Genomic DNA, 12,556 nt, shown 5'->3' with positions numbered 1-12,556 from the left:
CCGGGGCCGGGTGAGGATCAGGCGAGGGACGCCAGCGCCTCGTTCCACGTGGCCGACGGGCGCATGACCTCGGCGGCCTTGGCCGGGTCGGGCTGGTAGTAGCCGCCGATCTCGGCCGGCTTGCCCTGGACGGCGTTCAGCTCGTCGACGATCTTCTGCTCGTCGGCGGACAGCTTCTCGGCGAGCGGGGCGAAGGCCTTTGCCAGGTCCGCGTCGTCGGTCTGCCCGGCCAGCTCCTGCGCCCAGTACAGGGACAGGAAGAAGTGGCTGCCGCGGTTGTCGATGCCGCCGACGCGCCGGGTCGGGGACTTGTCCTCGTTCAGGAAGGTCGCCGTGGCGCGGTCGAGGGCGTCGGCGAGGACCTTGGCGCGGGTGTTGCCGGTGACCTCGGCGTACTGCTCCAGGGACGGCACCAGGGCGAAGAACTCGCCGAGGGAGTCCCAGCGCAGGTAGTTCTCCTTGACCAGCTGCTGCACGTGCTTGGGCGCGGAGCCGCCGGCGCCGGTCTCGAAGAGGCCGCCGCCCGCCATCAGCGGCACGACCGACAGCATCTTGGCGCTGGTGCCCAGCTCCAGGATCGGGAACAGGTCGGTCAGGTAGTCGCGCAGCACGTTGCCGGTGACGGAGATGGTGTTCTCGCCGCGGCGGATGCGCTCCACGGACAGCTTGGTCGCCTCCACCGGGTTGAGGATCCGGATGTCCAGGCCCTCGGTGTCGTGCTCCGGCAGGTACGCCTCGACCTTGGCGATCAGGTTGGCGTCGTGGGCGCGGCCCTCGTCCAGCCAGAAGACGGCCGGGTCGCCGGTGGCGCGGGCGCGGGTGACGGCCAGCTTCACCCAGTCGCGGATCGGGGCGTCCTTGGTCTGGCAGGCGCGGAAGATGTCACCGGCGGAGACCGTCTGCTCCAGGACGGCGGTGCCGTTCTGGTCGATCAGGCGGACCGTGCCCGTGTTCGGGATCTCGAAGGTCTTGTCGTGGCTGCCGTACTCCTCGGCCTTCTGCGCCATGAGGCCGACGTTCGGCACCGAGCCCATGGTGGAGGGGTCGTAGGCGCCGTTGGCGCGGCAGTCCTCGATGACGGCCTGGTACACGCCGGCGTAGGAGGAGTCCGGGATGACGGCGAGGGCGTCGTGCTCCTGGCCGTCCGGGCCCCACATGTGGCCGGAGGTGCGGATCATGGCCGGCATGGAGGCGTCGATGATGACGTCGGAGGGCACGTGCAGGTTGCTGATGCCCTTGTCGGAGTCGACCATCGCCAGCTGAGGGCCCTCGGCGAGCTCGGCGTCGAAGGAGGCCTTGATCTCGGCGCCCTCGGGCAGGGACTCCAGGCCCTTGTAGATGCCGCCCAGGCCGTCGTTCGGGGTGAGGCCGGCCTTGGCGAGCGCCTCGCCGTACTGCGCGAAGGTCTTCGGGAAGAAGGCGCGGACCACGTGGCCGAAGATGATCGGATCGGAGACCTTCATCATCGTGGCCTTCAGGTGCACGGAGTACAGGATGCCCTCGGACTTGGCGCGGGCGACCTGGGCCGTCAGGAACTCGCGCAGCGCGGCGACGCGCAGCACGGAGGCGTCGACGACCTCGTCCTTCTTCACGGGGACCGACTCGCGCAGCACCGTGGTGGTGCCGTCGTCGCCGACCAGCTCGATCCGCAGCGTGCCGTCCTCGGTGATCACCGTGGACTTCTCGGTGGAGCGGAAGTCGTTCTCGCCCATGGTCGCGACGTTGGTCTTGGACTCGCCGGTCCAGGCGCCCATGCGGTGCGGGTGGTTCCTGGCGTAGTTCTTCACCGAGGCCGGGGCGCGGCGGTCGGAGTTGCCCTCGCGCAGGACCGGGTTGACCGCGGAGCCCTTGACCTTGTCGTACCGGGCGCGGATGTCGCGCTCCTCGTCGGTCTTCGGGTCGTCCGGGTAGGCCGGCAGCGCGTAGCCCTGGCCCTGCAGCTCGGCGATCGCGGCCTTGAGCTGCGGGATGGACGCCGAGATGTTCGGCAGCTTGATGATGTTGGCGGCGGGGGTCTTGGCCAGCTCGCCGAGTTCCGCGAGGGCGTCCGGGATGCGCTGGTCCTCGGTCAGGTACTCCGGGAACAGGGCGATGATGCGGCCGGCCAGCGAGATGTCGCGGGTCTCCACGGCGACACCCGCCTGCGAGGCGTATGCCCGGATCACCGGCAGGAACGAATACGTCGCCAGGGCCGGGGCCTCGTCAGTGTGTGTATAGATGATGGTCGAGTCAGTCACCGGGTGCTCCGCTCCACGTCTGCAACATTGCTCGACATCAAGATATCTCGTGATCGCCCCGGGCTCGACAGGGGCCGTGCGGAGATTCCGGACAACCGGCCGCGGGGCCCCTGCCGCACCAGCGAGTGAACAGGTGGGCGAATCAGTGGATGATCAGGCGAACGGGGCGACGTCCTCGCCCGACCGCTGCTGCGGGAACACCACGGTGCCCTGCTGGAGCGCGACCGTCCGGGCAGGCGCCGGAATGCGGATGCCCTCCTCGCGGTAGCGCTTGTGCAGGCGTTTGATGAACTCGTGCTTGATCCGGTACTGGTCGCTGAACTCGCCGACGCCCAGGATCACCGTGAAACCGATCCGTGAGTCGCCGAACGTGTGGAAACGCACCGCCGGCTCGTGGTCCGGCACCGCCCCGGTGATCTCGGTCATCACCTCGGCCACCACCTCGGTCGTCACCCGCTCCACGTGCTCCAGGTCACTGTCGTAGGAGACACCGACCTGGACCAGGATGGTCAGCTGCTGCTCGGGCCGCATGAAGTTGGTCATGTTCGACTTCGCGAGCTGGCCGTTCGGGATCACGACCAGGTTGTTGGACAGCTCACGGACGGTGGTCTGCCGCCAGTTGATGTCCTCGACGTAGCCCTCCTCGCCGCTGCTGAGCTGGATGTAGTCACCCGGCTGCACGGTCTTCGAGGCAAGGATGTGGACGCCCGCGAAGAGGTTGGCCAGCGTGTCCTGCAGGGCCAGTGCCACCGCCAGACCACCGACGCCCAGGGCGGTGAGCAGCGGCGCGATGGAGACGCCCACCGACTGCAGCATCACCAGGAAGCCGATGGACAGCACCAGGATGCGGGTGATGTTGACGAAGATCGTCGCCGACCCGGCGACCCCGGAACGGGACAGCGTCACCGTACGCACCAGGCCGGCGACCACCCGGGTGGCCGACACCGTCACCACGAAGATCAGCAGCATCGTCAGTACCTGGTTGACGCCGTGCTGCACCGTCCGCGTCAGGGGCAGCGCGGCCGCCGCCCCCGCCACGCCGCCCGCGACCGCGGCCCACGGTGCCACGGTGCGCAGCGCGGCCACGAGGACGTCGTCGCCGCTCCAGCGGGTGCGCCCGGCGTGGCCTGCCAGCCAGCGCAGCAGCACGCGCAGCAGGAACGCTCCCAAGAGGCCCGCCGCCAGCGCGATGCCGGCGGGCACCAGATGATCCATGGTCGGGTCGTCCGTCACCGGTCACCTTCAGGGGGTACGGCTGCGGCGAAAGCCGTCGCCGACGGCCGGATGTGCAGTTTCGTCACGTCGTCACCTGCTCGATACCTTGCTGGATGTCGGGATGCGCGATCACGCCGGTCCGCAAGGCAGTTCGACCGGCGCGACCGTTCATCCTGCCGCATGCCGAGCGCCGGCCGGTACCGCCCCGGAGAGCGGTATGAGGCGTTTCGGCCTCAGATCACCCTCATCCTCACCAACGCCGCCAGCGTCAGCGCCCCCGGCAGCAGCGGCAGCCACACCGTCATGAGCCGGAACGCGAGCACCACCGCCGTGGCCACGGCCGCCGGGCCGCCCGCCGCCACCAGCGCCACGACCAGCGCCGCCTCGACCGAACCGATACCGCCCGGCGTGGGCACCAGCGCGACCGCGACCGTCGCCGCCAGATACGCCACCGCCATGTGCCCGGCAGGCACCGGCAACGCCAGCGCCTGCCCCACCAGGACCAGCGCACCCGCCTGAAGCGCGGGAAACGCGAGAGCGCCGCCCCACAGTGCCAGCGCCCGGGCCGGGCGGGTGTGCACCGAGCGGGCCTCGCCGAGCGCCGTCCGCAGGAAGGCGGCCAGCGCCCCGCGCAGCCGTGGCGCCAGCGCGAGCACGCCCGCCGCCACCACCGGCACCGCGCCCGCGGCGGCCAGGAGGGGGCCCGCGGCCCCCTCGGGCAGCAGTGTGCCGAGCCGAAGCGCGCCGGGGAACGCGATCAGCAGGGCGCCCAGCAGGGCGATGCGGCCGACGCTCTCCGCCAGCAGGTACAGGGCGAGGGCGGCCGAGGAGCGGGCGAGCGGCAGCCCGCACACCGCCATGAACCGCAGGTTGACCGCGCTCGCGCCCAGCCCCGTCGGCAGCAGGTGGTTGGCCGCGCCCGCCGCGAACTGGGTGGCGAGCAGCCGCCGCCGGGGCAGCCGCTCCACCACGGCGCCCTGCCGGGTGCAGGCCGCGGCGACCCAGGTCAGGCAGGTCGCGCAGGCCGCTGCGAGCAGCCAGGGCCACCTGGCCGTGGCGAGATGGCCGAAACCCTCGGCGAGCACGGACCGGTGCCGCACCGCGACCACGGTGACCAGCAGCAGCGGAAGCACGCAGAGGATCCGCCGGACCAGGCGGGCACGGCCGTTCCGGCGGACGGCGACGCGGGTGGAGACGGTCTGCTCGGGGAGTTCTGCCGCTGTCACATCGCAAGAGATTCCCCGCAGGGCACCAACTACGGGTGACCGACGCGCGGACGAGGGCTTACGGACGGCAGGCGGCCCGTCCTTGACCTCAAGGTTGCTTGAGGTTCTACCGTCGCTCGCATGAGCATGGAGATCACAGCCTGGACCCAGCTGCACAGCGTCATGAACGCCGAGCAGGAGCGCCGCCCCCTCGCCCGCGCGACGCTGCGCCGCATCGGCGCGTTCGCCCGCCCGCACCGCCGCCGCATCACCCGGTTCGTCCTGCTCGGGATGGCGACGGCGCTGCTCGCCGTCGCCACACCCGTCCTGGCCGGCAACGTCGTGAACGCGATCGTGTCGGGCGACGACGAGGGCACGGTCGTACGTCTCGCCCTGCTGATCGCGCTCATCGCGGTGGCGGAGGCGGTGCTCGGCATCCTCTCCCGCAGGCTCTCGGCCGGCCTCGGGGAGGGACTCATCCTCGATCTGCGCACGGCTGTGTTCGATCACGTACAGCGCATGCCGGTCGCGTTCTTCACCCGTACGCGTACGGGAGCGCTGGTCTCCCGTCTCAACAACGACGTCATCGGCGCCCAACGGGCCTTCAGCAACACCCTGTCCGGTGTGGTCAGCAACCTGGTCACGCTGCTGCTCACCCTCGCCGTCATGCTCACCCTGTCCTGGCAGATCACCCTGCTCGCGCTGGTGCTGCTCCCGGTGTTCGTGCTCCCCGCCCGGAGCATGGGCCGCCGCATGGCCGTCATGCAGCGCGAGGCCGCCACCCTGAACGCCGCCATGGGCACCCGCATGACCGAGCGCTTCTCGGCCCCCGGCGCCACGCTGATCAAGCTGTTCGGCCGCCCCGAGGACGAGTCCGCGGAGTTCGCCGACCGCGCCCGCCGCGTCGCCGACATCGGTGTGCGCACCGCCACCGCCCAGGCGGTGTTCATCACCGCGCTCACCCTGGTCTCCGCCCTCGCCCTGGCCTTCGTCTACGGCCTCGGCGGCTTCTTCGCCCTCCGCGGCACCCTGGACCCGGGCGCCGTCGTGGCGCTGGCACTGCTCCTGACCCGCCTCTACGCGCCGCTCACCGCGCTCGCCGGGGCCCGCGTGGAGGTCATGAGCGCCCTGGTCAGCTTCGAGCGGGTCTTCGAGGTGCTGGACCTGACCCCGCTCATCGACGAGAAGCCCGACGCCCGCCCGGTCCCCGACGGCCCGGTCGCCGTCGAGTTCGACGACGTCCGGTTCGGCTACCCGTCCGCCGACAAGGTCTCCCTGGCCTCCCTCGAAGAGGTCGCCTCCCTGGACACCCGGGGCGGCGACGAGGTCCTGCACGGCCTCTCCTTCCGCGCCGAACCGGGCCAGACTGTCGCGCTCGTCGGCTCCTCCGGCGCCGGCAAGTCGACCATCGCCCAGCTGCTGCCGCGCCTGTACGACGCCGACAGCGGCACCGTCCGTGTCGGCGGCGTCGACGTGCGCGACCTGGGCGCCCGGTCACTGAGGGACACCGTCGGCATGGTCACCCAGGACGGCCACCTCTTCCACGACACGGTCCGCGCCAACCTGCTGCTGGCCCGGCCCGGCGCCACCGACACCGAGCTGTGGGACGCGCTGCGCCGCGCCCGCCTGACCGACCTCGTACGCTCCCTGCCCGACGGCCTGGACACCGTGGTCGGCGAGCGCGGCTACCGGCTCTCCGGTGGTGAGCGCCAGCGCATGACCATCGCCCGGCTGCTGCTGGCCCGCCAGCGCGTCGTCATCCTCGACGAGGCCACCGCCCACCTCGACAACACCTCCGAGGCGGCCGTCCAGGAGGCCCTCACCGAGGCCCTGGAGGGCAGGACGGCCGTGGTGATCGCGCACCGGCTGTCCACGATCCGGTCGGCCGACCAGATCCTGGTCGTCGAGGCGGGCCGCATCGTGGAACGCGGCACCCACGACGAACTCCTGGCGGCGGGCGGCCGCTACGCCCAACTGCACCGCACCCAGTTCGGGCGGCCGACGCCGGGGAAGCCGGTGGAGCAGGGGGAGGACGCGGAGCAGGGGGACCGGGCGGAGCAGGCGGCGTAGGCACCGGCGGCGCGGGGCCGGATCGGCGCGGGCGCTACCGGGGGCCGGCCGGTCCGCCCCGCACGGGCAGGTCCTGCTCGGCCCAGACGACCTTGCCGTCGGGCGTGCGGCACGACCCCCAGCTCCGGCACATCATGTTGATCAGCTGGAGGCCGCGCCCGCTCTCGTCGCTCACGTCCGCGTGCTGGATCTGCGGCAGATCCGGCCCGGAGTCGGACACCTCCACCGACAGTCTCCGCTCGTGCCGCAGCAGCCGCAGCTCACCGGGGGCGTTCCCGTACCGCAGGGCGTTGCCGACCAGTTCGCTGACGACCAGTTCCGTCGAGTCGACCAGGTCGGCCAGGCCCCACTTCACCAGCTGCTCGCGCACCGCGGTACGGGCCTGTCCGGCGGCCTTGCCGTCCGGCGGCAGCGTCCGTACGTACACATCCTCCTCCGGACCGAGCGGGCGAGCCCCGGCGACCAGGACGATCGCGTCGTCGGACCGGTCACCGCCGACCCGCTCGGTGACCGCCCGGCACACCGCCCCGTCCTCGGGAACCCCGTCGCCGACCGCCTCCCGCAGCCGGTCCATCTGGGTGGCGAGGTCGGCGGTGCGCGATCTGATCAAGCCGTCCGTGTACAGCGTCAGCCGGCCCCGCCCGGGTACGGGGCAGTCGACCGGGTCGTACGGGATCACCCCGGCACCCAGCGGAGCCCCGGCGGGCACGTCCAGGAACGAGGCGGTGCCGTCGGGAGCGGTCAGCAGCGGCGGCGGGTGGCCGGCGCTGGCGATGCGGAAGGTGCTGCCGCACGGGTCGTAGACCGCGCACAGGCAGGTGGCGACCTGGTCCTCCTCCAGGTCGCGGGCGGCCAGGTCCAGCCGGGCCAGCAGCCGCTCGGGCGCGATGTCGAGGGCCATCAGGGTCCGGGCCACCGTGCGCAGCCGGCCCATGGTCGCGGCGGCGGCCAGGCCGCGCCCCATCACGTCGCCCACCATCAGCGCGGTACGGCCGCTGGGCAGCGCGACGACGTCGAACCAGTCGCCACCCACGGCGGCCGGATCGCCGGCCGGGTCGTAGCACGCGGACACGTCGAGACCGGGTGTACTCGGGTGGGACCGGGGGAGCAGGGCCCGCTGCAGCGTGACCACGTGCTCGCGCTCCCGCCCGTAGAGCCGGGCGTTGTCGATGTGCACGGCGGCCCTGGACGCCAGCTCCCTCACCAGCGCCACGTCGGCCCGCGTGAACGGCGTCCGGCTGCCGGCCCGGACGAAGTCGGCCAGGCCCAGCAGCACCCCGCGGGCGATCAGCGGGACCGCCAGGTAGGAGTGCACACCCGCGCGCCGCAGGAGATCGGCCGCCTCGGGAGTGGGTGCCACGGCGTGGAAGTCGGACGGCTCCATACGGGTGACCAGGACCGGCTTGCGGGTGGTCAGGCACGTGCGCACCAGCCGGTCGGCGGTGTACACCGCCACCTCGCCCACCGGGTCCGGCGCGAGATCCAGCCCCGGGATCTCCGAGACCGCCATGGCCCGGAGCTCGGGGGTGCCCGCCACCCCCTCGACGTGGTCGCCCTCCTGGAACCGGAGCACCGACTCCAGCAGGTCCACCGCGCACCCGTCGGCCAGCTCGGGCACCATGAACCCGGCCAGTTCCTCGGCCGTGTACCGCAGGTCCAGCGTGGTCCCGATACGCATGCCGGCCTCGTTCAGCCACGCCAGCCGACGCCGGGCGCGCACCGCTTCGGTCACCGGCCGCAGGGCGGCCTTGAGGGCCCGGTGGCCGCCGACGAGCGGCTGGGGACGCCGTCGGACCCCGCGCAGCCACGGTCGTTCCCGCACGCGTCGCCTCCTCCCACGGCCTCCTGCCCCGATTCTGCCCTGCCGCGGGGCGACCGGCGACGGCGGTGCCTCGGCCGGTGCGGCCACCGGCCGAGGCCGCCGCCGGGATCGCTTCGGCTCGCGAGCACCGCGTGCGCGGCCCGGTCTCCCATGAAGCGGGCCATCCGCCGGTGCGCCTCTTCCCGGCTGACCTCCGCGACGGTCACCTCGTGCGCCGGGGCCGCCCCGACCGCTCGGGCCTGCTGCCTGGGTGTGGTCCGTGCCGGCCCGGACAGTGCGTACGTCCGCCCGCGGTGCTCCAGCCCGGTCAGCGCCGCCCGTCGGTGCGAGTTCCTCGGCGGCACCGAGTTGGTCAGCCGGCCTGTACGGGACTGTCGGTGAAGGCGACGGCCAGGTCCGCCTCGATCCGGGCGGCGCAGGCGCGCAGTGCGGGGAGGAGGGTGTCCCTCGTGTGCTCGGGCGGCTCGGGGCCGGCGTGCAGGGCGATGTTCACGGCTCCCACGGTCCGCCCGCCCCGGTCCCGGACCGGTACGGCCAGCGAGCGCAGCCCCGCCTCCAACTCCTGCTCGACCAGGGAGTGTCCCTCACGGGCGACCCGGTCCAGGGCTGCGCCGAGCGCAGGGGGCGAGGTGAGCGTGTGCGGGGTCAGGGCCCGGGGACGTGAGGCGTTGACGCGCTCCCGCCGGTCCGCCTCGGGCAGGTCCGCGAGCAGGACCCGGCCCATGGAGGTGGCGTACGCGGGCAGCCGCGTGCCGGGCATGATCCGGGCGCTGGTGATCTGCTGCGCGGCGGCCCGGGCCACGTAGTGGACCTCGATGCCGTCGAGGACCGCCAGTGAGGCCGACTCCCGTACCCGCCCGGCCAGTTCGGTCAGGTGGGGCTGGGCGATGTCGGCGAGGGTGAGGGTGGACAGCCGTGCGTAACCGAGCTCCAGGACGCGTGGGGACGGCAGGAAGCGGCGGTCGCGCTGTTCCACGTAACCGAGCTGTCGGAGCGTCAGGAGATTGCGCCGGGTGCTGGGATACGAGAGCCCGGCGGCCCCGGCGGCCTCGGCGAGGGTGAGTCCGCCGCGCTGCCGGCCGAGCACGGTCAGGACGGCGAGGCCCCTGGCCAGTGCCTGGAGGAAGGACGGCCCCAGTTCCGGCTTGGCGTCGGCGTAGGCGGGGGCGGCGGGCGGCGCGGCGGCTGCCGCCGAGGTGCCGTACAACGCGTCCGCGATGTGCACGGCCTCCTCCGTCATCGTGGCCAGTGCGTGCGCGCGCAGTTCGTCGCCGCTGCGGCGGCTGGTGTGCGCCAGCACGCTGATCGCGCAGACGGGCCGGCCGCCGGGGTCGCGTACCGGGACCGCCAGTGCTGCCAGGCCCGGGGCGACCAGCTGGTCGTCCAGCGCCCAGCCGTCCGCGTCGGCCGTCGCGGTCCGGGCGGCGAAGTCCGCCTCCGTCCGCTCGGAGGGCACAGCGGCGCGGCGCGCGGGCACGGCCGGGAAGGTCTCGTCGAGGGGATCGGCGGCACGGCGGGCCCGCCAGGCGTCGTAGGTGTCGGGCCGCCAGCCGGTGGCGAGTACGGCACCGGCCGCGCAGCGCTCGGCGGGCAGCAGGTCGCCGACCCGGAAACCCAGGGGGATCATCCGGCCGGGCGGGACGGCCTTGCCGACGATGCGTGCGTCGCAGCCGTCGAGGACGATCGCCGAGACCGACTCGTCGAGGGCGCGGGCCAGCCGCTCCAGGCTCGGCCTCAGCGCCCGGGACATGCCGCTCGCGTGCAGGTAGGCGTTGCCGAACTCCATCAGGCGCGGGGCGGGCACGAGGTCGCGTCCCACGGCGCGCAGATAGTCGAGGTGGGTCAGGGTCGCGGTGATCCGGTCGACGGTCGAACGCGCCAGGCCGGTCGCGCGGGCGAGGTCACCCGGACGCACGGAGCGAGCGGAGTCGGCCACGAGCCGCAGCACGGCCAGTCCGCGCTCCAGCGGGCCGGCGGCTTCCGCCGGGGGATCGGCCGGCGCAGGGGTCACCGGCGCCGACGCCGTCGGTGCCGCCCTCGAAACGCCCGGCGCCATGGCACTCCCTCCTGTGTGGCGGCTGCTGTGTCGGCTTCCCGGCACAGCAGGCCGTACCCGTCTTCGGGAGAACGCTACCGGCCATTGACAGGCGTCTCGGCGATCGCGCACACTCGGCACACTCGTTCAATGAAAGTAAGTTCACTCAGCGAAAAAATGGTGGTCCAGTGTCGGTGTTCGTCACGGTGGCGCCGGTGATGACCAGACCCGCCCCGGGGACGCTGCTCCCGACGGCCACCGGCACCGGTGGGGGCGCGGTCGTCACGGCCCCGGGCGCGCTTCTGGAACTGCGTGATCGCGCCCGTGGCCGCCCCGGCGCTGGTCGGCTCCGCCCACCGCGGCCTGCGCCCCGCCGGGCCGTCGCCCCCTCACCCGCGCCCGCCGAGGCACGAGCCCGCACGTCCCCTCTCTACAGGAGCACCGCGTGTCCCTCTCCCGAGGACTGATCATCAACGGCCAGGAAGTCCCCGCCTCCTCCGGCCGCACCGCGACCGACACCAACCCCTGGACCGGAGCCGCCTGCGCGGAGGTCGCCGCGGGCACACCGGACGACGTACGCCGTGCCGTGGACGCCGCCGACGCCGCGTTCGAGGCATGGGCGGCGACCAAGCCGGCCGAACGCCGCCGGATCTTCCTGCGCGCCGCGCAGCTGATGGCCGAGCGCACCGACGAGGTCGTACGGCTGATGGCCGCGGAGGTCGGCGGCGTCGCCCCCTGGGCGGGCTTCAACGCCCGCCTGGCCGCCGACATCCTGCTGGAGGCGGCGGCCGAGGTCAGCCGCCCGACCGGCCAGATCCTCGCCACCGACGCCGACGGCGTCCACTCCGCGCAGGTGCGGGTGCCCAAGGGGGTGATCGCCGCCATCTCGCCGTGGAACGCGCCGGTCATCCTCGGTGTCCGCGCGGTGGCGATGCCGATCGCGATGGGCAACACCGTGGTGATGAAGCCCAGCGAGGACGCGCCGATCGCCTGCGGCCTGCTGATCTCGGACGTCCTGCACGAGGCCGGACTGCCCGCGGGGGTGCTCAACGTCGTCACCAACGACCGCGCCGACGCGGCCGAGGTGGTCACCGCGCTGATCGCCGACCCCCGGGTGCGGATGGTCAACTTCACCGGCTCCACGGAGGTCGGCCGCACCATAGGCGTCCAGGCCGCCCAGCACCTCAAGCCCGCCGTCCTCGAACTCGGCGGCAAGAACGCCCTGCTGGTGCTGGAGGACGCGGACGTCGACTACGCGGTGGACGCCGCGGTCTTCGGATCCTTCATGAACGCGGGCCAGATCTGCATGTGCGTGGACCGGGTCATCGTCCACCGCTCGGTCGCCGACGAGTTCACCGCCAGGTTCGCCGCCCGCGTCCGGGCACTGCCCTGCGGGGACCCGGGCGACCCGGGCACGGCGGTCGGCCCGGTCGTGAACGAGGCCGCCGCCCGCCGGGTCGCGTCGCTCCTCGCGGACGCGGTCTCCCAGGGCGCGGAACTGGCTGCGGGCACCGGCGAGATCGAGGAACCGGGCACCCTGATCCGCCCGGCCGTCCTCACCGGGGTCACCAAGGAGATGAAGATCTACTACGACGAGATCTTCGGCCCGGCGACCGTCGTCCACGTCGTCGACAGCGCCGACGAGGCCGTGGCGCTCGCCAACGACACCCCGTACGGGCTCACCGCGGGCGTCATCACCGAGAACCTGGCCGAGGGCCTGGAGGTCGCCGGCCGACTGCGCACCGGCATCGTCCACGTCAACGACCAGTCCATCGCGGACGAACCCCAGGCTCCCTTCGGCGGCGTGAAGGGCTCCGGCTACGGCCGCTTCGGCGGCCAGGCCGGCGCCGAGGCATTCACCGACACCCGCTGGGTCACCGCGCAGGCCAGGGGCCACGCGCACTTCCCGATCTGACGAACGAGCGCCCGGCCGGCGGATTCACCGGCCGGCCGGGCGCGCGGCGGAGGGGCG

7 protein-coding genes are annotated in these 12,556 nt (G+C 73.1%); 2 read left to right on the top strand and 5 right to left on the bottom strand.

All coding sequences use genetic code 11. From position 1 onward, the window contains the following. Nucleotides 1–17: 17 nt before the first annotated feature. The 3 genes from ACP4IX_RS17465 to ACP4IX_RS17455 all read right to left on the bottom strand — a co-directional run bounded on the left by ACP4IX_RS17465 (nucleotide 18) and on the right by ACP4IX_RS17455 (nucleotide 4,585). Nucleotides 18–2,237, bottom strand: coding sequence for an NADP-dependent isocitrate dehydrogenase (locus ACP4IX_RS17465; RefSeq protein ID WP_426556035.1), 2,220 nt, complete (start codon nucleotides 2,235–2,237; stop codon nucleotides 18–20). A gap of 153 nt (nucleotides 2,238–2,390) precedes the next feature. After that, nucleotides 2,391–3,452: a mechanosensitive ion channel family protein gene (locus ACP4IX_RS17460; protein ID WP_426522770.1), complete on the bottom strand. Its 1,062-nt coding sequence runs from the start codon at nucleotides 3,450–3,452 to the stop codon at nucleotides 2,391–2,393. A 233-nt stretch (nucleotides 3,453–3,685) separates the two neighbouring features. Further along, the gene (locus ACP4IX_RS17455) at nucleotides 3,686–4,585 is read right to left on the bottom strand and encodes a lysylphosphatidylglycerol synthase transmembrane domain-containing protein (protein WP_426556047.1); all 900 of its coding nucleotides are present in this window, start codon (nucleotides 4,583–4,585) and stop codon (nucleotides 3,686–3,688) included. Between the two features lie 219 nt (nucleotides 4,586–4,804). Here ACP4IX_RS17455 and ACP4IX_RS17450 point away from each other — a divergent pair, with 219 nt between their 5' ends. Next, nucleotides 4,805–6,727, top strand: a complete 1,923-nt coding sequence (locus tag ACP4IX_RS17450; protein ID WP_426556046.1) for an ABC transporter ATP-binding protein — start codon at nucleotides 4,805–4,807, stop codon at nucleotides 6,725–6,727. A 34-nt stretch (nucleotides 6,728–6,761) separates the two neighbouring features. On the opposite strand, the gene ACP4IX_RS17445 is transcribed toward ACP4IX_RS17450, so the two are convergent. Together ACP4IX_RS17445 and ACP4IX_RS17440 are read right to left on the bottom strand one after the other, a co-directional pair. Then, nucleotides 6,762–8,549: an ATP-binding SpoIIE family protein phosphatase gene (locus ACP4IX_RS17445; RefSeq protein WP_426556034.1), complete on the bottom strand. Its 1,788-nt coding sequence runs from the start codon at nucleotides 8,547–8,549 to the stop codon at nucleotides 6,762–6,764. A 352-nt stretch (nucleotides 8,550–8,901) separates the two neighbouring features. Beyond that, nucleotides 8,902–10,605: an IclR family transcriptional regulator domain-containing protein gene (locus tag ACP4IX_RS17440; protein WP_426522751.1), complete on the bottom strand. Its 1,704-nt coding sequence runs from the start codon at nucleotides 10,603–10,605 to the stop codon at nucleotides 8,902–8,904. Between the two features lie 424 nt (nucleotides 10,606–11,029). Between ACP4IX_RS17440 and ACP4IX_RS17435 the strand changes: the two genes are divergently transcribed. Next, on the top strand, nucleotides 11,030–12,499 hold the full coding sequence (locus ACP4IX_RS17435; RefSeq protein ID WP_426556033.1) for an aldehyde dehydrogenase family protein: 1,470 nt from the start codon (nucleotides 11,030–11,032) through the stop codon (nucleotides 12,497–12,499). Nucleotides 12,500–12,556: the final 57 nt, after the last annotated feature.

The organism is Streptomyces sp. WG5 (assembly GCF_049974565.1).
In the GTDB taxonomy this organism is placed as follows: Bacteria; Actinomycetota; Actinomycetes; order Streptomycetales; family Streptomycetaceae; genus Streptomyces.
This window is presented reverse-complemented; position numbering and strand designations above follow the sequence as displayed.

Coding starts and splice junctions, on each gene's coding strand:
- ACP4IX_RS17460 (WP_426522770.1), bottom strand. CDS start 3,452: ATGGATCATCTGGTGCCCGCCGGCATCGCGCTGGCGGCGGGCCTCTTG.
- ACP4IX_RS17450 (WP_426556046.1), top strand. CDS start 4,805: ATGGAGATCACAGCCTGGACCCAGCTGCACAGCGTCATGAACGCCGAG.
- ACP4IX_RS17440 (WP_426522751.1), bottom strand. CDS start 10,605: ATGGCGCCGGGCGTTTCGAGGGCGGCACCGACGGCGTCGGCGCCGGTG.